At 70.2% G+C, this 19,375-nt stretch carries 18 protein-coding genes, 1 pseudogene and 1 riboswitch; of the genes and pseudogenes, 10 read left to right on the forward strand and 9 right to left on the reverse strand.

Translation table 11 applies throughout. From position 1 onward, the window contains the following. Window positions 1-11 precede the first annotated feature (11 nt). Window positions 12-1,520: a cytochrome ubiquinol oxidase subunit I gene (locus ABZ719_RS26820; protein WP_366727730.1), complete on the reverse strand. Its 1,509-nt coding sequence runs from the start codon at window positions 1,518-1,520 to the stop codon at window positions 12-14. A gap of 211 nt (window positions 1,521-1,731) precedes the next feature. Here ABZ719_RS26820 and ABZ719_RS26825 point away from each other — a divergent pair, with 211 nt between their 5' ends. Next, window positions 1,732-2,106 (forward strand): cyclophilin-like fold protein, encoded by a 375-nt coding sequence (locus tag ABZ719_RS26825; RefSeq protein WP_366727731.1) that lies wholly within the window; start codon window positions 1,732-1,734, stop codon window positions 2,104-2,106. A 192-nt stretch (window positions 2,107-2,298) separates the two neighbouring features. Here ABZ719_RS26825 and hisC read toward each other — a convergent pair whose 3' ends face one another. Next, window positions 2,299-3,378 carry a histidinol-phosphate transaminase gene (gene hisC / locus ABZ719_RS26830; protein WP_366727732.1) on the reverse strand — a complete coding sequence of 360 codons (1,080 nt, stop codon included), beginning with the start codon at window positions 3,376-3,378 and terminating at the stop codon, window positions 2,299-2,301. 416 nt (window positions 3,379-3,794) lie between these two features. Between hisC and ABZ719_RS26835 the strand changes: the two genes are divergently transcribed. The 3 genes from ABZ719_RS26835 (at window position 3,795) to ABZ719_RS26845 (ending at window position 7,248) form a co-directional block, all read left to right on the forward strand. Further along, window positions 3,795-4,907 (forward strand): LacI family DNA-binding transcriptional regulator, encoded by a 1,113-nt coding sequence (locus ABZ719_RS26835; RefSeq protein ID WP_366727733.1) that lies wholly within the window; start codon window positions 3,795-3,797, stop codon window positions 4,905-4,907. A gap of 198 nt (window positions 4,908-5,105) precedes the next feature. Next, a complete protein-coding gene (locus ABZ719_RS26840) occupies window positions 5,106-6,203 on the forward strand; it encodes a metallophosphoesterase (protein ID WP_366727734.1) in 1,098 nt (365 codons plus the stop codon). Between the two features lie 181 nt (window positions 6,204-6,384). Then, window positions 6,385-7,248, forward strand: coding sequence for a hypothetical protein (locus tag ABZ719_RS26845; RefSeq protein WP_366727735.1), 864 nt, complete (start codon window positions 6,385-6,387; stop codon window positions 7,246-7,248). Window positions 7,249-7,492: 244 nt separating this feature from the next. Here ABZ719_RS26845 and thiC read toward each other — a convergent pair whose 3' ends face one another. Continuing rightward, window positions 7,493-9,298, reverse strand: a complete 1,806-nt coding sequence (gene thiC / locus ABZ719_RS26850) for a phosphomethylpyrimidine synthase ThiC (RefSeq protein ID WP_366727736.1) — start codon at window positions 9,296-9,298, stop codon at window positions 7,493-7,495. Then, window positions 9,291-9,468: riboswitch (TPP riboswitch) on the reverse strand. It overlaps the preceding gene by 8 nt. A gap of 71 nt (window positions 9,469-9,539) precedes the next feature. Between thiC and ABZ719_RS26855 the strand changes: the two genes are divergently transcribed. Then, window positions 9,540-11,045 carry a YibE/F family protein gene (locus ABZ719_RS26855; protein WP_366727737.1) on the forward strand — a complete coding sequence of 502 codons (1,506 nt, stop codon included), beginning with the start codon at window positions 9,540-9,542 and terminating at the stop codon, window positions 11,043-11,045. 82 nt (window positions 11,046-11,127) lie between these two features. On the opposite strand, the gene ABZ719_RS26860 is transcribed toward ABZ719_RS26855, so the two are convergent. The 4 genes from ABZ719_RS26860 to ABZ719_RS26875 form a co-directional block, all read right to left on the reverse strand. After that, window positions 11,128-11,565, reverse strand: a complete 438-nt coding sequence (locus ABZ719_RS26860) for an SsgA family sporulation/cell division regulator (protein ID WP_037856285.1) — start codon at window positions 11,563-11,565, stop codon at window positions 11,128-11,130. 99 nt (window positions 11,566-11,664) lie between these two features. Continuing rightward, a complete protein-coding gene (locus tag ABZ719_RS26865; protein ID WP_366727759.1) occupies window positions 11,665-12,399 on the reverse strand; it encodes a helix-turn-helix domain-containing protein in 735 nt (244 codons plus the stop codon). A 362-nt stretch (window positions 12,400-12,761) separates the two neighbouring features. Further along, window positions 12,762-12,974, reverse strand: coding sequence for a DUF5326 family protein (locus tag ABZ719_RS26870; RefSeq protein WP_018566258.1), 213 nt, complete (start codon window positions 12,972-12,974; stop codon window positions 12,762-12,764). Between the two features lie 187 nt (window positions 12,975-13,161). Next, on the reverse strand, window positions 13,162-13,479 hold the full coding sequence (locus tag ABZ719_RS26875) for a cupin domain-containing protein (protein ID WP_366727738.1): 318 nt from the start codon (window positions 13,477-13,479) through the stop codon (window positions 13,162-13,164). A 47-nt stretch (window positions 13,480-13,526) separates the two neighbouring features. Here ABZ719_RS26875 and ABZ719_RS26880 point away from each other — a divergent pair, with 47 nt between their 5' ends. The 5 genes and pseudogenes from ABZ719_RS26880 (at window position 13,527) to ABZ719_RS26900 (ending at window position 17,497) form a co-directional block, all read left to right on the forward strand. Further along, on the forward strand, window positions 13,527-13,904 hold the full coding sequence (locus tag ABZ719_RS26880; protein WP_037856278.1) for a phage holin family protein: 378 nt from the start codon (window positions 13,527-13,529) through the stop codon (window positions 13,902-13,904). A gap of 120 nt (window positions 13,905-14,024) precedes the next feature. Beyond that, window positions 14,025-15,206 carry a cystathionine gamma-lyase gene (locus ABZ719_RS26885; RefSeq protein ID WP_366727739.1) on the forward strand — a complete coding sequence of 394 codons (1,182 nt, stop codon included), beginning with the start codon at window positions 14,025-14,027 and terminating at the stop codon, window positions 15,204-15,206. A gap of 260 nt (window positions 15,207-15,466) precedes the next feature. Next, a pseudogene (locus ABZ719_RS26890) lies at window positions 15,467-15,574 on the forward strand (LysR family transcriptional regulator); the annotation flags it as partial. 217 nt (window positions 15,575-15,791) lie between these two features. Further along, window positions 15,792-16,274, forward strand: a complete 483-nt coding sequence (locus tag ABZ719_RS26895; protein ID WP_366727740.1) for an NUDIX hydrolase — start codon at window positions 15,792-15,794, stop codon at window positions 16,272-16,274. Between the two features lie 356 nt (window positions 16,275-16,630). After that, window positions 16,631-17,497 carry a GNAT family N-acetyltransferase gene (locus ABZ719_RS26900; protein WP_366727741.1) on the forward strand — a complete coding sequence of 289 codons (867 nt, stop codon included), beginning with the start codon at window positions 16,631-16,633 and terminating at the stop codon, window positions 17,495-17,497. A gap of 1 nt (window position 17,498) precedes the next feature. Here ABZ719_RS26900 and ABZ719_RS26905 read toward each other — a convergent pair whose 3' ends face one another. Then, window positions 17,499-17,921: a heme-binding protein gene (locus ABZ719_RS26905; protein WP_366727742.1), complete on the reverse strand. Its 423-nt coding sequence runs from the start codon at window positions 17,919-17,921 to the stop codon at window positions 17,499-17,501. A 207-nt stretch (window positions 17,922-18,128) separates the two neighbouring features. Beyond that, window positions 18,129-19,337: an MFS transporter gene (locus ABZ719_RS26910; protein ID WP_366727743.1), complete on the reverse strand. Its 1,209-nt coding sequence runs from the start codon at window positions 19,335-19,337 to the stop codon at window positions 18,129-18,131. Window positions 19,338-19,375: the final 38 nt, after the last annotated feature.

Genomic DNA, 19,375 nt, shown 5'->3' on the forward strand with positions numbered 1-19,375 from the left:
CCTTCCTCGGCCTAGTAGGAGAAGGCCATCGGCTTGTCGGCGTCACGGTGGTCGCCGCCGATCTTCGTGGGCGGGTTGAGGTCGGCCTCCGTCAGCTCGGGCGGCCCCGCCTTGACGTACTTGGCGAGCAGCTTGACCTCGACGACGGCGAGGATGGCGTACAGCGTCGTGAAGACGGCCATGGAGGTGATGACCTCGCCCTGGGAGACACCGGGGGAGACCGCGTGCCGGGTCTGCAGCACGCCGTAGACGGCCCACGGCTGACGCCCCATCTCGGTGAAGATCCAGCCCCAGGAGTTGGCGATCAGGGGGAAGGCCAGGGTCCAGACGGCGATGCGCCAGTACCACGCGGTCAGCTGCGGGCTGAGCGCCTTGTTCCGGAACAGCACCAGATGCGGTACCTCGTCCTCGCCGACCCGCAGATGCTGCGGCAGCATGAACTTCTTGCGGGTCAGCCAGAGTCCGGCCAGGCCGATGGCGAAGGAGGCCATGCCGAACCCGATCATCCATCGGAAGCCCCAGAAGGTGACCGGGATGTTGGGCCGGTAGTCACCGGGCCCGAACTTCTGCTGCTCGGCCTTGTTGACGTCGTTGATGCCGGGGACGTAGGAGCTGAAGCTGTCGTCGGCGAGGAAGGACAGCAGGCCGGGTATCTCGATGGCGACCGAGTTGTGGCCCTTCTCGACGTCGCCGTAGGCGAAGATCGAGAACGGGGCGGGCTTCTGGCCGTCCCACAGGGCCTCGGCGGCGGCCATCTTCATCGGCTGCTGCTTGAACATGACCTTGCCGAGGGTGTCGCCGCTGATCGCGGTGAGCAGGCCGGCGATGACGACGGTGATCAGCCCGAGCCGCAGGGACGTCTTCATCGCGCCCACGTGCTTCTTGCGGGCGAGGTGGTAGGCGGCGATGCCGACCATGAAGGCGCCTCCGGTGAGGAAGGCGGCGGAGAGCGTGTGGAAGGCCTGGGTGAGCGCGGTGTTCTGGGTCAGGACGGCCCAGAAGTCGGTGAGTTCGGCGCGTCCCTTGGCCTTGTTGATCCGGTAGCCGACGGGGTGCTGCATCCACGAGTTGGCCGCGAGGATGAAGTACGCCGACAGGATCGTGCCGAGCGAGACCATCCAGATGCAGGCCAGGTGGATCTTCTTGGGCAGCTTGTCCCAGCCGAAGATCCACAGGCCGATGAAGGTGGACTCGAAGAAGAACGCGATCAGAGCCTCGAAGGCGAGCGGGGCACCGAAGATGTCACCGACGAAGCGGGAGTAGTCCGACCAGTTCATGCCGAACTGGAACTCCTGCACGATGCCGGTGACCACACCCATGGCGATGTTGATCAGGAAGAGCTTGCCCCAGAACTTGGTCGCTCTGAGGTACTTCTCCTTCTCCGTCCGCACCCAGGCCGTCTGCAGCCCGGCCGTCAGGGCGGCCAGGGAGATCGTCAGGGGAACGAACAGGAAGTGGTAGACGGTCGTGATGCCGAACTGCCAGCGCGCCAGTGTCTCCGGCGCCAAAGCCAGGTTCACGTCGTCACTCTCCTTACGCCGCCGGTCGTGCGGCGGCGGTTTGCCCTATTGTGTCCTACGCAACACGGCAGCAATCGGACGCGCTTGTGAACGCGTTCACATTCACAAGCAATTATGACGTACCGATTTTCGGTTCCGCACCGGGGGTCCCCCCTTCGCCTCCGCGTCAGCCCCTTGGCAACAACTTCAACAACTTGTTGAATTGCCGGTCATGCAGATACGGATCTCCTGGCCCGCCGGCCGGCTCACCGCCCGCCTCGACGACACCCCCACCGCCCGGGCGCTCGCCGGGGAACTGCCGCTCGTCTCCACCGCCCGCACCTGGGGCCAGGAGGTCTACTTCGACACCGGCGTCCGTGTTCCACGTGAAACCGACGCTCTGCAGGTCGTCGAACCCGGCACGGTCGCCTTCTGGACCGACGGGGACGCGCTGGCCCTCCCCTACGGGCCCACGCCCATCTCGCACGGCGACGAATGCCGTCTCGCCGGCCCGTGCAACGTCCTCGGCCGGATCGACGGCGATCCCCGCCGCCTCTCCACGGTCCGCGACGGCGACCCCGTGCGCGTGGAGCGGCTGGACGACTGAGGGCCCGCCCGGCGGATCGACCGCGGGAGACCCACGCCGCCGGGCAGACCCTCAAGGACCGGCCACAGCGCCCACCCCTCCATGGGCGTACCGGTCACGACACCTCGTGACCGCCTGCTCGCGCGCGGCCGCAGCGCTCGCGCCGCAGCAAGAGGTCACGCCGCGGCAGCGGGTTCACGCCGTGGCGGGTGCTCACCCCTCCTTGTGGAAGGCCTCCGCCGTCTTGAGGAAGATGTCGTTCGCCTCGCTCTCCGCGACGGTCACCCTCACTCCCTCACCCGGGAACGGCCGCACGACCACGCCCGCCCGCTCACAGGCCTCGGCGAAGGCGACAGTGCGCTCCCCCAGCCGCAGCCACACGAAGTTGGCCTGCGTCTCGGGGACGGTCCAGCCCTGGGCGCGCAGCGCGTCGACCACGCGCGTGCGCTCGCACACCAGCGAGCCGACCCGGCCCAGCAGCTCGTCCTCGGCGCGCAGGGAGGCGATCGCCGCCTCCTGCGCCAGCTGGCTCACGCCGAACGGCACCGCGGTCTTGCGCAGCGCCGCCGCGACCGGCTCGTGGGCGATGGCGAAACCCACCCGCAGCCCGGCGAGACCGTAGGCCTTGGAGAAGGTGCGCAGCACGCAGACGTTGGGCCGCTCGCGGTACAGGACCGCGCCGTCGGGCACCTCGGGGTCGCGGATGAACTCACGGTAGGCCTCGTCCAGCACCACCAGCACGTCGCTGGGCACCCGGTCCAGGAACCGCTCCAGTTCGGGCCTGCGCACCACCGTGCCGGTCGGGTTGTTCGGATTGCAGACGAAGATCAGACGGGTGCGGTCGGTGATCGCGTCCGCCATCGCGTCCAGGTCGTGCACATCGCCCGGCGTGAGCGGCACCTTCACCGAGGTCGCCCCGCTGATCTGGGTGATGATCGGGTACGCCTCGAAGGACCGCCAGGCGTACATGACCTCGTCGCCGGGACCGCTGGTGGACTGGATCAGCTGCTGGGCGACCCCGACCGAGCCGGTGCCGGTGGCCACGTGGGAGGCGGGCACCCCGAAGCGCTCGGCCAGCTCGTTGATCAGGTCGGTGCAGGCCATGTCCGGGTAGCGGTTGAAGGAGGAGGCGGCCGCCGTCACCGTCTCCATGACGCCCGGCAGGGGCGGGTACGGGTTCTCGTTGGAGGACAGCTTGTAGGCCACCGGGCCGTCGGCCGCGGCGGGCTTGCCGGGCTTGTAGGTGGGGATGCCTTCCAGCTCGGCGCGCAGCTTCGGGTTCGTCTCGCTCACCGCTGTCCTCCTCGTGACCACCGCCGACTCAATACTCCATACCTTATGAGGATTGGGCGTCCCTGCGAATGGGTCGGAGGCCATCACTCCTTCCGGCTTCCCCGGCGCCGTCCACCACGCATCGAGGGCATCCCTGTACGAAAATGCACGAACGAGGGGCGCGTCTCACATATATCTACGCGCCGGTGGCTTGCGCCGTGGCGCGCATCGCTCGTGCAGGTGAGTTGAGACCTCTTCGAGACCTCGAAGGCTCGACAGGCTCACGGGTGCCGTCGCATCGCGTCCTTGGCCAAAACCGATCAACTAGCTGGCTTTCTTAGGTAGTTGACCCCACCTGGCCATGCAGAAACGTGCCTGCCAATACGTGCATATGCGTCCGCACTACCCCACCGCATGAGCCCTACTATCGGCTCGCCATGACAGCAGCAGGGAAGCACCAGGTGAGCCGCGCGGAAACCTCTCGTCGAGGCAGTCGGCCGGGCCGGGCGGGCATCAGAGACGTGGCCGCCGCCGCCGGAGTCTCCATCACAACCGTCTCCGACGCCCTCAACGGCAAGGGCCGGCTCCCGGACGCCACCCGCCGCCACGTCCGTGAGGTCGCCGACCGGCTGGGGTACCGCCCCTCGGCCGCAGCACGCACACTCCGTACCGGCAAGTCGGGCCTCATCGGCCTGACCGTGACGACGTACGGGGATGAACCTTTCACCTTCACCGAGTTCGCGTACTTCGCGGAGATGGCGCGGGCCGCCACCTCGGCCGCGCTCGCCCGCGGCTACGCGCTCGTCATCCTCCCGGCGACCTCACGCCACGACGTGTGGTCGAACGTCGCCCTGGACGGCACCGTCGTCATCGACCCCTCCGACCAGGACCCGGTCGTCAGCGAGCTGGTCCGGCAGGGGTTACCGGTGGTCAGCGACGGCCGCCCGGCCGGCACCCTCCCGGTCACCGCCTGGGTCGACAACGACCACGAGGCCGCCGTCCTGGACATCCTCGACCACCTCGCCGAGGCCGGTGCCCGCCGCATCGGCCTGCTCACCGGCACCACGACCGACACGTACACCCACCTGTCGACCACCGCCTACCTGCGCTGGTGCGAGCGCGTCGGCCAGGACCCCGTCTACGAGGCCTACCCCGCCCACGACCCGTGCGCGGGCGCCGTCGCCGCCGACCGGCTGCTGGCGCGCCCCGACCGGCCCGACGCCGTCTACGGCCTGTTCGACCCGAACGGCACGGACCTGCTCGCCGCCGCCCGCCGCTACGGCCTGCGGGTCCCCGACGACCTGCTGCTGGTGTGCTGCAGCGAGTCCACGGTCTACGCCAACACCGAGCCGCCGATCACCACGCTCTCCCTCAAACCGCGCCGCATCGGCACCGCCGTGGTCCAGCTCCTCATCGACGCCATCGAGGGCGTCGAGTCGGACCAGCCGGTCCAGCAGGTCATACCGACCGAACTGATCGTGCGCACCTCCTCGCAGCGGCGCCCGCCGCGCACGACCGTCAGCCCGCCCAGATCGCCGGAGGAGCAGTAAGGACAGCCCGTCGCGGGATCGCCGAAGAGGGCCCAATCGGGGCGAAAGCCGCGGTGAACCTGAGTCCTGCTCCGATTCACCACCCCTGGGTCATCACACGGCGCGATCCGCATTCCTATGATGGGCGCACGACACCGCGGGCCGCTGCGACCAGGCAGTCCGATGCGGTGCAGATGCGGCGCGATGGTGGAGGGGTCGATGACTCAGGGGGCCGGTCAGGGACCCGAGGCGGAACGGACGGCGACATTGCGCGACTTCCGGGTGCCCGCGTACATGAACGAGACCGGTCCGTACGCCCCCAGCGCGCCCCCCGCCGACACGGCGCCGCCCCTGGGAGAGAGTCCTTCGGCGCCCGAGGAGGGCTACCCGGACGCGTACACGCCCACCCAGCGCGACCTGCCCGTCATCCAGCGCGGGGACACGGCCCAGGCGGTGTCGGAGCCCGCTCCGCTGCCGGCCGCGCAGCCACCGGCCGGTCCCGGCCCGCTGTACGTCGTCGGCGACGTGCACGGCTACCTCGACCAGCTGGTCGCCGCCCTCCAGGAGCAGGGCCTCGTCGACTCCGCGGGCCAGTGGTGCGCGGGCACCGCGCGGCTGTGGTTCCTCGGCGACTTCACCGACCGCGGCCCGGACGGCATCGGCGTCATCGACCTGGTGATGCGGCTGTCCGCCGAGGCGGCGGCGGCCGGCGGCTACTGCAAGGCCCTCATGGGCAACCACGAACTCCTCCTGCTCGGCGCCAAGCGGTTCGGCGACACACCCGTCAACTCCGGTGCGGGCACCGCCACCTTCCAGGCCGCCTGGCTGCTCAACGGCGGCCAGAAGTCCGACATGGACCGCCTCCAGGACCACCACCTGCAGTGGATGGCCCGCCTCGACGCGGTCGAGGAGGTCGACGGGTACCTCCTCGTGCACTCCGACACCACCTCCTACCTCGACTACGGCGACTCGATCGAAGCGGTCAACGACACCGTCCGCGAGACCCTCACCCGCAACGACGCGGACGAGTGCTGGGACCTGTTCCGCAAGTTCACCAAGCGCTTCTCCTTCCGCGACGAGGGCGGCGCCGACGCCGTGCGCTCACTGCTCGACACGTACGGCGGCACCCGCATCGTTCACGGCCACAGCCCCATTCCCTATCTGCTGGGCGAAGTCGGCTCCGAGGACGGCGACGAGACCACGGGCCCGCTCGTGGAAGGCCCGCACGTCTACGCCGACGGCCTCGCCATCGCGATGGACGGCGGCGTCACCATGGCCGGAAAGCTGCTGGTCCAGCAACTGCCGCTCGACGTCTGACCCTTCGGCGACCCGGTCCACGAGGCCGGGCCGGACACAGCTCGGCGCGCAATTTGTGGAAACCCCCTGTCACCGCGCGCCGTGACGGCTCTACCATCGGCTTATCCGTAGCAGGCTCCCCTCCGTTTCTGCCCGACGGCTCGCCGTCATGCGAGCCCCAAGCCCTACGGAGCATCGGGGGATGCACATGAACAGCGTTCCGCAGCACCTGCTGAGCGAGGACCGCCAGGCGTACGAGCGGATCCTCGATGAGGCGCTGCGCTCCGCCCCGGACCGCCTGGACCCGACCGCCGTCGGACAGCGGCTCACCACCGGACAACTGCGCACCATGGCCCTCAACGCCACCGCCCTGATCACCGCCGCAGCGGCGACCGAGTACCAGCACTACGTGAAGGTCCGTGAGGAACTGCGCCGGCCGGCGCCCTCCGTCGCGACGTCCGTCCGCGAGAGGGGCACCGCAGAAACCGGCGGGACCACGGCCGGGCTGGCGGCCGCCGTCGGAGACGCCGTCGAGACCAGCGGTGCCGGCGCCGCCGCCGTGGTCGCGGTCCTCGCCCCCGTCCTCGCGGGAATCGCCGCCGCCCTCTTCCTCCTCGTCGGATACGCCCTGAAGATGCTCGACCCGGTGCCGGCGTTCGCCCAGAGCCTGGTCACCGTGGGCTGGGTCTTCGGCGCCGTGACCGCGGCCGCCATCCTCGCGGCCGGGGTGGCTCTGCTGCTCACCGCGCTGCGCAACCGCCCCTCCGCGGGCTCCGCGCCGTACGGGGAGGCCGACGAGGAACTCGCCCGCGCACGCGACGCCTGGCACGACGCGCTGCTCGAACGCGGCATCCTGCCCTTCCTCCGCGACGCCCTCGCGGCCGCCGGAACCGCCACCGCGCAGCGGACGGACCCGTCGGCGCCGGGCGGCCGCATGCCGCAGCTCGGCTACGGCCGCCCGGGCTTCAGCAGCCCGGGCGACCAGGTCACGGGCTCCCGCCCGAGCTTCTCCAGCCCCGACTTCAGCAGCCCGGACTTCGGAGGACCGGAACACCGACCGGAGTGACCACCCCGGCCGGTACGGGCCCACGGGCTCCCCACCGGACGCACACGGCGGCACGTCCGGCACGGGTTGCCCTCCCGCGCCGCGAGCGGTCAGCGGCTCCGCACACCCGCGACGCGAGCGGCAAGGCCCCACACATCCGAGCCACGACCCGCCGGCCTCCCCACGCACCACCCGGAGACCGGGCCGCCGGGCGGGAGGCAGATGCCCGGAAACCCGCCCGACCCCCGCCCGGCAGCCGACACTTCTACTCCGCGAGCGGCAGGTACACCCGGTTGCCCGCCGCGGCGAACTCCTTGGACTTCTGGGCCATGCCCTCCTCGATCTCGGTCCGGCTGGTGCCGTGCTCCCGGCGGATGTCCTGCGAGATCTTCATCGAGCAGAACTTCGGGCCGCACATCGAGCAGAAGTGGGCCGTCTTCGCGGGCTCCGCCGGCAGGGTCTCGTCGTGGAACTCCCGTGCCGTGTCCGGGTCGAGGGCCAGGTTGAACTGGTCCTCCCACCGGAACTCGAAACGGGCGTCGGAGAGGGCGTCGTCCCACTCCTGGGCACCCGGGTGTCCCTTGGCGAGGTCGGCCGCGTGCGCGGCGATCTTGTAGGTGATGACGCCGGTCTTGACGTCGTCCCGGTTCGGCAGGCCCAGGTGCTCCTTGGGCGTGACGTAGCAGAGCATCGCCGTGCCCCACCAGGCGATCATGGCGGCGCCGATCCCGGAGGTGATGTGGTCGTACGCCGGAGCGACGTCCGTCGTCAGCGGTCCGAGCGTATAGAACGGAGCTTCATCGCAGATCTCCTGCTGAAGGTCGATGTTCTCCTTGATCTTGTGCATCGGGACGTGCCCCGGGCCCTCGATCATGGTCTGTACGTTGAAACGCTTGGCGATCGTGTTGAGTTCCCCGAGCGTCCGCAACTCCGCGAACTGCGCCTCGTCGTTGGCGTCCGCGATCGAGCCCGGCCTGAGTCCGTCGCCGAGGGAGTACGTGACGTCGTAGGCGGCCAGGATCTCGCAGAGTTCCTCGAAGTGCTCGTAGAGGAACGACTCCTTGTGGTGCGCGAGGCACCAGGCCGCCATGATCGAACCACCGCGGGAGACGATGCCGGTCTTGCGGTTCGCGGTCAGCGGCACGTACGCCAGGCGTACGCCGGCGTGGACCGTCATGTAGTCCACGCCCTGCTCTGCCTGCTCCACGACGGTGTCCTTGTAGATCTCCCAGGTCAGCTCCTCGGCCCTGCCGTCGACCTTCTCCAGGGCCTGGTAGAGCGGCACCGTGCCGATGGGGACGGGGGAGTTGCGCAGCACCCATTCACGGGTGGTGTGGATGTTGCGGCCGGTGGAGAGGTCCATGACGGTGTCGGCACCCCAGCGGGTCGCCCACGTCATCTTCTCGACCTCCTCCTCGATCGAGGAGGTCACCGCGGAGTTGCCGATGTTCGCGTTGACCTTCACCAGGAAGCGCTTGCCGATGATCATCGGCTCGGTCTCCGGGTGGTTGACGTTGGCCGGGAGCACCGCGCGGCCCGCCGCGATCTCCTCACGGACGACCTCGGGAGAGACGTTCTCCCGGATCGCCACGTACTCCATCTCCGGTGTGATCTCCCCACGGCGCGCATAGGCGAGCTGCGTCACGGCCTGGCCGTCCCGGCCCCGCCGCGGCTGGCGCGGCCGGCCCGGGAACACCGCGTCGAGGTTGCGCAGCCCCCCGCGCGGCGAGGTGTGCTTGACCCCGTCGTCCTCGGGGCGGACCGGACGGCCCGCGTACTCCTCGGTGTCGCCGCGGGCGACGATCCAGTTCTCCCGCAGCGGAGCCAGACCGCGGCGGACATCGGTGTCGACGAGCGGATCGGTGTACGGGCCCGACGTGTCGTACAACGTGACCGACTGCCCGTTGGTGAGGTGCACCTGACGGACCGGCACCCGCAGGTCGGGGCGTGAGCCCTCGACATACGCCTTGTGCCAGCCGATGGACTTCCCGGTCTCCTCACGGGAAGCGGTCTGCTCCCCGTCGCTGGACAACTGCTCGGAGGCAGGCGTGCGTACGTCCTTGTTGGTCATGAGACCTACTCCCTACGCCGGCATTACCCGGTAACAGGTTCGGCGGTCGACGCAGCGGCTTCCGTCCGGCGGCGTTTCCCGCGGAACGTCGCTCGTTCCACGTGAAACATCGCGAAGACGGAGGTCAGCGCCCTCTCAGCCCGGTGCTCCGAGCTCCCGCGTGTGCAAAGGTGCCTCCACGCTAGCGTCATCCATGGCGCGGTGAACAGTGGGCCCCGGCCGTTCTTGCGATGATCTGGCGGTGACCACGACGCAGCAGTTCCCCCCTCCACCCCCCGAGCCGCGGCGCGGATCCGGCACCCGGCACGGGCGAGAACACGGGCAGGAACACGAGCGCGGACAGGGGCACGAGCACGGCCACGAGAACGGACAGGCCGAGGGAACCCTGCGCACGGACGACCACAGGACCGGCCGCCCGGACAGTCCGGGAGGCGACCACGCACACGGCCACGCCCACAGTCACAGCCATGGTCCTGCCGCCCCGGTCTCGCAGCACCTCCGCAAGGTCATCGCCGCGGTCCTGATCCCCTTCGCCGCCGCGGTGGCGGTCGGGCTCGCCGTGCTCTGGCCGGGCGGGAGCCCCGCCCACGAGCGCACCGGCGTGGGCTTCGACCGGCAGACGCAGCAGGCCACGGTCACCTCGGTGGTGTCGGTGAGCTGCAAGGCGGTGAACGCCTCCGGTGACACGCCGGCCGGTGACACCTCCACCGCCGAGGGCCCTTCGGCCCCGGCGCAGTCGGCCGGCACCTGCAAGAAGGCCACGATCCGCGTCGACACCGGCAAGGACAAGGGGCGCACCTTCACCGAGATCGTGCAGCCGGACCAGTCACGGCAGTTGCACCAGGGGGAGAAGGTCGTCGCCGCCTACGAGCCCGCCGCCCCGCGGGACCTGCAGTACTCGGTCACGGACGTGAGCCGGGGTTTCCCCATGGCGCTGCTGGCCGGAATCTTCGCACTCGCCGTCGTGGTCGTCGGGCGGATGCGGGGCGTCATGGCGCTGGTCGCACTGGCCATCAGCTTCCTGGTGCTGGACCTCTTCATCCTGCCCGCGATCCTGCAAGGGTCGAATCCGCTGCTGGTGGCGGTGGTCGGATCGAGCGCGATCATGCTGATCGCGCTCTACCTGTGCCACGGTCTGTCGGCCCGGACCTCGGTGGCCGTGCTCGGCACACTGATCTCCCTGGTGCTGATCGGCATCCTGGGTTCGCTGTTCATCGGCTGGGCCGCGCTCACCGGCAACACGGACGACAACACGGGCCTGATCCATGGCCTGTATCCGTCGATCGACATGAGCGGCCTGCTGCTGGCCGGCGTGATCATCGGCTCGCTCGGTGTCCTGGACGATGTGACGGTGACGCAGACGTCGGCGGTGTGGGAGCTGCACGAGGCCAACCCGGCGATGGGCTGGCGGGGGCTGTACCGTGCCGGTATCCGCATCGGGCGCGATCACATCGCGTCCGTGGTCAACACCCTGGTGCTGGCCTACGCGGGTGCGGCCCTGCCGCTGCTGCTGCTCTTCTCGATCGCGCGGAGCAGCGTGGGGACCGTGGCGACCAGCGAACTCGTCGCCGAGGAGATCGTCCGCACGCTCGTGGGATCGATCGGCCTGGTCGCGTCCGTACCGGTCACCACCGCCCTGGCGGCTCTGGTCGTCTCGGCCGACCGCCCGGGTGCGGCGCCTCCCAGGGCCGCGGCCGGTCTGCCCGCGCCGGCCCGCGGCGGCAGGGGCCGACGGCGCAAGCGGTGAACTGTTCCCGAGAGCGGTGAGCTGTCCTCGAAGCGTGCGGTGAAGCGTTACTCCACCGCACGCCGCCGGTTGAAGAAACGCTTCAGCCCGCGCTCTGTTCTTCCGCCAGGATGCGGTCCAGCGCCTCGTCGAGGTGCGTGTCGAAGTCCGCCAGAGCGCCTTCCTGTCCCAACGGCACCAGTTTGTCCGTGCGGTCGAGGAACGCCACGAGAGGCGCCGTGGAGGAGCGGAACAGCGCGCGGTCACCGCCGACCTGAAGGCGGATCAGCACCTCGGCGAGCGAGTCGGAGTCGGCGGGCGAGACCCGCACATCACCGTCCCCGCACGGCCGGCCCACGCCGTCGACCAGCAGTTCGCGTCCGAACGCCCAGGTGACCGGGGCGTCTCCGGGCAGATGGAAGGTCAGCCGTACGGCATAGGGATCACAGGCCTCGTACCGCAGTTCCACCGGAATGCGGAAAGAGAGCTCCTCGGACACGAGAAAGCTCATCATGACCTCTGCCTGTACGGACTCGCGCATCACTACCCCGTCATCTGCCGTCGACTGGCCGGGAATGATCCCCATCAACACTGGTGGCATCTTGCTGAACGTATATGGCAGATCACAAGGAGTGAGTTTTCAGATACTGATAGCGAGCGCCAGGGAGCCGACACGCCGTCCCACCTCGCTCTGCAGCTGCCGAGCCGCGGGCAGCAGCCGGTCGGCCTGGTGCGCGGGGAGCGAGAGGGCCATCGTCGCGGCCACGGCGCCCACGGTGATCGGGATGGCCGCGCAGACCGTCCCCAGCGCGTACTCCTGCCGCTCCGTGACGGGCTGCATCCGCCCCGTCCGCTCCAGGCGTCGCAGCAGGGTGTGGTCGTCACGGACCGTGTACGGGGTGAGGGACTGGACCGGATAGCGCGACAGGTGGTCGCGGCGCGCGCTCTCGTCCAGCTGCGCCAGCAGGCACTGGCCGATGGCGTGGGCGTGGCCGGTCTCCCGGAAGTCGGCCCACTCCTGGACCGCCGGAGTGCCCGGGGTGTCGGAGACGCACACGACCTCGATCTCACCGTCCCGGTACATCGCGTAGTAGACCGGAACACCGATCAGATCACGCCATTGTGCGAGCGAGTCGACGACCGTGCTGCGACGTTTCTGCGCCGCTCCGCGGCTGCTCAGACGTTCGGCCGCCTCACCGAGGAAGAACAGTCCTCTGTCCCGGTACAGATAGCCCTCGTGCACCAGCGTCCGCAGCAGGTGGTAGGCGGTGGGGAGGGCGAGGCCGGTCTCGCGTGCGAGTTGCTTGGCGGGGGCGCCGTGCTCGTGTCCCGCGACGGTCTCCAGCAGACGCATCGCGCGCTGCACGGATCCGATGAGGGTCTGGGCCGCCGGTGCGGGCGGTTGCTCCGGGACGCCGACGCGCGGGCGCTGGAGCGCGGGTGCGGAACGCGGCTGCGCCGGGAGCCCCGTGGAACCGGACGGCACCCGGGGAGCCGGAGGCGCGTGCGGTTCGGCGGGTGCGGTGTCAACCGTGGCCAAGGGTCACTCCCGTAGCGCGAGGGGGCAGCCCGTGCGGGGAGACACGGGTGGGGGAACGCTGCCCGCGGGGGCCGGCCCCCGCGTCGATTCCCGGACCCTATCGGCCTGTCACCGCTCCAGGACGGCCTGTCCGGAAAACTTCCCTCCCGCGAGGGAACCGGTGCGGCCCGTCAGGGTTCACCGGCGCCCCGGGAGACTCACCAGTCGCCGCGCGACGAAGAGCTCGACATGAACTTCCGCACGATGTAGATCAGCCCGCCGATCAGCGCGACGAAGATCAGCAGCTTGAACAGCAGACCGATCACGAAGCCGACGACCGTCGCTATCAGGCTGCCGAAGACGACCAGGGCGATGACCGGTACCGCGATCCACTTCACCCACCACGGCAGACCCGTGAAGACCTCTCGCATTGCCCTCGTCCTTACCTCTTCGCCGGCCCTGCGCCGGATTCCCGAACGGCCCGCGAACCGCGGTGCCGGACCTGTCGGACCTGTCGTACGTCCTGCTTCGATGCTAGGGCCGGCGGGGGCCTGAGCGGGGCTTTCGCATCCCTTGTCCGTCCCTGACCCTTCCCCTAGGGAACCCTGAGACGGCGCCTCACGCTTCCGGCGGAGAGAACACCACGAGGACCCGCAGGTCCTCGCTGATGTGGTGGAACTTGTGGGCGACTCCGGCCGGCACGTAGACGACGCTGCCGCGCGCCACCTCGGTCGTCTCCAGCCCGACCGTGATGGAGGCGCGCCCGCTCACGACGAAGTAGACCTCGTCCTGGCGGTGCGGGTTCTGCGGGTCCTTCGCCCCCGCGTCCAGTGCGTACAGCCCCACCGACATGTTCCGTTCCCGCAGGAACTGCAGGTACGCACCGTCGTTGGCGGCCCGCTCCGCCTCCAGTTCGTCCAGCCGGAATGCCTTCATCGCCTCGCCCGTGTTCGTCGTCGATCTCGTCTGCCACGATCAGACACATGAAGAATTTCGTAGTCAAGACGATCGCCAACGCGGGCGCCCTGGCGGTCGCCGTCTGGCTGCTCGACAAGATCACCCTGACCGGGGACAACAAGGCCAAGGAGGCCGGCACCCTCATCGGTGTCGCGCTGGTGTTCGGCCTGGTGAACTTCCTCGTCAAGCCGGTGGTGAAAGTACTGACCTTCCCCCTGTTCATCCTGACGCTGGGCCTGATCACCCTGGTCGTCAACGCCCTGATGCTGCTGCTGACCTCCTGGGTGGCCGGCAAGGTCCACCTGAGCTTCCACGTGGAGGGCTTCTGGACCGCCGTCGTCGGCGGACTGATCATCTCGGTCGTCTCCTGGGCCCTGCACATGGTCCTGCCGGACGAGGACTGAGGACCTCACCCGGCCCAGGGGTGCCCCACCGGCCCGGCTGCCGTGTCCTGAGAAAGTGGGGGAGACGGTGAGCCAGGGCTTGCTCGCCACGGCACGAGAGCATGTGAAGGGACGGGCGGCATGAACGATTCCGCTGCGAACGGCGCAGAGGGCACGCGGAGGGGCACCCGCGCGCCTGCCGGTGCCGGTGACGGTACACGCGCCGTACGGGCCGGGCTCCCCGAGCCGGTCAAACACGAACCCACGCTCCCCGGGCCCGTGTTCGCCGCCCACTTCCACCTGCCCGGCGACCCGACGGGCCCGTACACCTACGGGCGCGACGAGAACCCGACCTGGTCCCTGCTGGAGAGCGCCATCGGCGAGCTGGAGGTGCCCGGCGAGGACGACGTCGAGACCCTCGTGTTCGCCTCCGGCATGGCGGCCATCTCCTCGGTGCTCTTCTCCCAGCTCCGCTCGGGAGACACGGTGGTCCTGCCCGACGACGGCTACCAGGCGCTGCCCCTGGTCCGCACCCAGCTGGAGGCGTACGGCATCGAGGTGCGGACCGCACCGACCGGCGGGGACGCCCAGCTCGGCGTGCTGGACGGCGCACGGCTGCTGTGGATCGAGTCCCCGTCGAACCCCGGGCTCGACGTGTGCGACATCCGGCGGCTGGCCGAGGCGGCACATGCGCGGGGCGCCCTGGTCGCCGTCGACAACACCCTCGCCACGCCCCTGGGCCAGCGGCCGCTGGACCTGGGTGCGGACTTCTCCGTGGCCAGCGGCACCAAGCAGCTCACCGGGCACGGCGACGTCCTGCTGGGCTACGTGACCGGCCGCGACGCGCAGACCATGGCGGCCGTGCGACGGTGGCGCAAGATCGTCGGAGCCATTCCCGGCCCCATGGAGACCTGGCTGGCCCACCGTTCGATCGCCACCCTGCAGTTGCGTGTCGCCCGGCAGAACACCTCCGCGCTGGCCGTCGCCGAGGCGCTGCGCGGCCGCCCCGAGGTGACCGGACTGCGCTACCCCGGGCTGCCCGACGACCCCTCGTACGCGATCGCCTCGCGTCAGATGCGGCGCTACGGGTGTGTGGTGTCCTTCGTCCTGCCCACACGCGAGCGTGCCGAGCGCTTCCTCGACGCGCTGCGGCTCGTGGACGACGCCACGAGTTTCGGCGGTGTGCGGTCCACGGCCGAGCGGCGTGGACGCTGGGGCGGCGACGCGGTCCCGGAAGGCTTCATCCGGCTGTCCGTCGGCGCCGAGGACCCGGCAGACCTGGTGGCGGACGTGCTGCGCGCCCTGGACGCGTCGGCGCACTGACCGATGCGCGGCGGACGGTCCGCCTCCTCGTGACTCGGACCGTCCTCAGTTCCGCGCGCGGAGAACTCCGGGGACGAGGTCCGTTGGCGCTGAGTCAGCCTCCCGTCACCCCGGCCGCAGAAACCTGCCGACGTACTTACGGGTGGGCGTGGCCGAGGGCGGGCAAAGGGCGGCGAGAGGGCAGGGGTGCCGTGGTCCTGGCGGTGCTGCGCACCTTCGGCGACCGTCCACGCGCCGGTTCGTGCACGAGCGGGACGGCCGGGGGCGACGGGCAGCGCTTCGCCCCGCGTGTCTCCTTCGGAACGGCCGAGGAGTCCCTGGAGGGGCCGTCGGGGGGCCACCACGACCTGGTGATCAGTACGGCACGTACCGGCTCACGGCGCTGGCCCACATCGCGGGGGCACACGAGTGGCTATGGGCGCGGCGGGCGACCGTGGCTGAGCAGGCCCGGCGCGGGAGTCACGTCGGGCGCGCGGCACGTGTTCGGCGGCTGCTCGCCGCCTGCCCGGACCGGCACCCGCGGATCCGCGCACGAGGACGTTCCCGCGATGTTTCACGTGGAACCAGCCGGGCCACATTTCTCCCATGACCGTCCGACCCGTGGTCAAGCGCACCGCCCGCGCCGTCCTGCTCGACGGCGACGACCTGATCCTGATCAAGCGCACCAGACCAGGAGTCGATCCCTACTGGGTCACTCCGGGCGGCGGGGTCGAAGCGGGCGACACGACCGTCGTCGACGCCCTGCACCGAGAGGTTCATGAGGAGCTGGGCGCCAAGATCACCGACGTCGTCCCCTGCTTCGTGGACACCGTGGAGCACATCGGCGAGGACGGCGGCGCGACCGGCGTGAAGGTGCAGCACTTCTTCGTGTGCCGCCTGGAGTCGATGGACCCCGCCCTGCGCCACGGACCGGAGGTCGACGAGCCGGCCGGGGAGTACGAGATCGTGCGCGTGCCCTTCACCCGGATCGGGATCGCCTCCGTCCACCTCGTACCGCTGTCTCTGAGGCACTACCTGGACGGGAACATCGAGGGCGTACGGGCCCTGCACGCCCCGGATATCGGCTGATCCTCCACGGCTTGGAGCTGCGGACAGAAGTGGGGTCCGCTCAGCGAGGGATGTCCGGTGCGCGCGATAGCAAGGCGCCAAAAGGTCCTTGTGGCGCTGCTGCCAGGGCCTTTCGGCAACGCGGTGAGGGAGTGTGCCGGGCGCCGCCCGCCGGGGCTCCCTTTGTCCGCAGCTCTTGGGGAGCTGTGGTCCACGTTTCACGTGAAACAGCCGATACCGGGTGCGGAGCCGGGCCACGGCCGAGAGCCTGTCCCGGCGGTCTCGGGTCGGCCGACCGCCGGGACATGGCCAAAAGCAAGTACGTCTCTCTCGAAACGGGTGGACGCCGACACCCTCCGTCGTACAGCCTGACCTGCGTGTCGACTCCTTCCCCCGCCGCTCTGCCCATCCGCTCCTTGACGCGCCATGACCTCACCGCCTGCGCAGACCTGTCCGAGAACCGGGGCTGGCAGCGTGAGGAACACAAGTGGGGCCTGCTCCTCTCCGCCGGGAAGGGGTTCGGCATCGACGACCCCGACGGGGGACTGGCCGCCGCCTGCGTCGTCACCGAGTACGGGCCGCCCGCGCGACCGGACCTGCACGCCGTCGGCATGGTCCTGGTCGCCCAGCGCCACGCGCGCCAGGGCGTCGGCCGCCGGCTGATGCGGCACGTCGTCTCGGTGGCGGGCACCACACCGATGACCCTGTACGCCACCCCCCACGGACGTCCGCTGTACGAGGAGCTGGGCTTCAAGGTCACCGGCATGTCGGAGATGGTCCTCGGCCGCTTCGTGCCGGAGGAGCGGCCGGGCGGCCCGGTCACGCGTCCGGCCTCGGCCGACGACCTGGCCGGCATCCTCCGGCTGGACGAAGAGGTCTTCGGAGTGGACCGGACCCCTCTGATCACCCGGCTGCCCGCGTTCGCCGACCACCTCCGGGTGGCGGAAGACAACGGCCGGATCATCGGTTACGCGGCTGCCTGGCCCAACATGGACACGCACGTGGTCGGCCCGCTGATCGCACGGGACACGGAGACCGCGAAGGCCCTGATCGCCTCCCTCGCCGCGCGCACCGAGCGCCCGCTGCGGACCGACATCGACGTACGCCACGAAGAACTGCTGCACTGGGTGAAGCAGCGTGGACTGGAGTCCGTGATGTCCAACGCCGTCATGACGCACGGGATCGCGGAGCTGCCCGGGGACTGGGCCCGGCGGTTCGCTCCGCTCACCGTGGCGGCAGGCTGAGTCAGCCGAGCTCTTCCACCGCCGTGACGGCGAAGGCGTGATCCTGTTCCGGCGCGCCGCCGCCGACCCCGACCGCTCCGATCAGCCGGCCGTCGCGACGCACGGGCACACCGCCCGCGATGAACAGCAGCGGCCGGTCGAGCGCGGTGGGCAGGGTGTGGAAGAGGCCGCCGGGCTGCACGGCGTCGACCAGGTCGGCCGTCGGGGCATCCAGCTGGAGCGCCGTGTAGGCCTTGCGGGTGCTGGTCTCCCCGGCAATGAGGACGGCCCGGTCGTCCCGGCGGAAGGCGAGCAGGTGCCCGCCCGCGTCCAGCACGGTGACGCTGACGGCTACCCCGGCCGCCTCGGCGGCACGGTGGGCCGCCGAAACGAGGACGTCGGCGTCCTGGACGGTCAGCGGGACTACGGCGTGCGTGGTGTTCATCAGAGGTTTCTCCTGTGGTGTGTGCGGTGGGCGAGGGACGGGAACGGCCCCCGCTGTCTTACGGGCAGGTGATGTCGCTGCCGGGTGCTGCCACGGCCGGGTGGTTCCCGGCCGTGGCAGGTGGGGAAGTGCGGGGACCGGACGACGCGACGGCGGTGGCTCCATGACGCCCGGCGGCGCCGGGAACAGCCCCGGCAGGAGCTCCGGTCAGTGGGCCACAGGCGTGGGCCGCTCCGCCGGGAGGTCCCCGGTGACGTCCGTCTGCGAGACACCGCCCCGGCGTTCGAGGGCGGCGGAGACGACGGCGAGCACCAGGGCACCCACGGCGAGCACGGCGCCGACCCCGTTGGGCGCGGTGTAACCGAAGCCGGCGTCGATGACCAGGCCACCGATCCACGCCGACAGCGCGTTGCCGAGGTTGAAGGCACCGATGTTCACGGCCGAGGCCAGGGTCGGGGCCCCGTGTGCCTGGTCCAGGACGCGCTTCTGCAGCGGCGGCACGGTCGCGAAGCCGAACGCACCGATCAGGACGATGGTCACGGCGGACGCGACCTTGTCGTGCGCGGTGAGGGTGAAGAGGGCGAGCACCAGGGCGAGGGCGCTCAGGGAGACGTACAGCAGGGGCATCAGGGCCCGGTCGGCGAACCTGCCGCCGACGAGGTTGCCCGCGACCATGCCGAGGCCGAACAGGACCAGCAGCCAGGTGACGGAGCCGTCGGCGAAGCCGGTGACGCGGGTCATCATCGGCGCGATGTAGGTGATCGCCGCGAACACACCGCCGAAGCCGAGCACGGTCATCGCCATGGCGAGCAGGACCTGGGTGTTCTTGAAGGCGGCGAGTTCGTGACGCAGTCGGACGCCTTCCGCCCGGGGCATCTCGGGGACGAGCCGGGCGATGCCGGCCAGGCCGACGACCCCGAGGGCGGCGACCGCGGCGAAGGTGACGCGCCAGCCGGCGGACTGGCCGATCAGGGTGCCGAGCGGTACGCCGACGACGTTGGCGAAGGTCAGCCCGGTGAACATCATCGCGATGGCACCGGCCCGCTTGTCGGGGGCCACCAGGTCCGCCGCGACCACCGAGCCGATCCCGAAGAAGGCACCGTGTGCGAGCGAGGCGACCACGCGGCCGATCAGCATGACCGGGAAGGTGGGGGCCAGTGCCGAGAGCAGGTTCCCGGCGATGAACAGGCCCATCAGCAGCATGAGCATCCGCTTGCGGGAGATCTTGGTGCCCAGGACGGTCATCAGGGGAGCGCCGAGCATGACGCCCACCGCGTAACCGGTCACGAGCAGGCCCGCGGTCGGGATGGAGATCCCGAAGTCACCGGCGACCTGGGGCAGCAAGCCCATGATCACGAACTCGGTCGTGCCGATGCCGAAGGCCCCGATCGCGAGGGCCAGGAGCGCGAGAGGCATGGGGGTAGCCTTCCGAAACGATTGCAGGAGCGCTTTAC

The sequence above is a fragment of the Streptomyces sp. NPDC006743 genome, assembly GCF_040703815.1.
GTDB lineage: Bacteria > Actinomycetota > Actinomycetes > Streptomycetales > Streptomycetaceae > Streptomyces.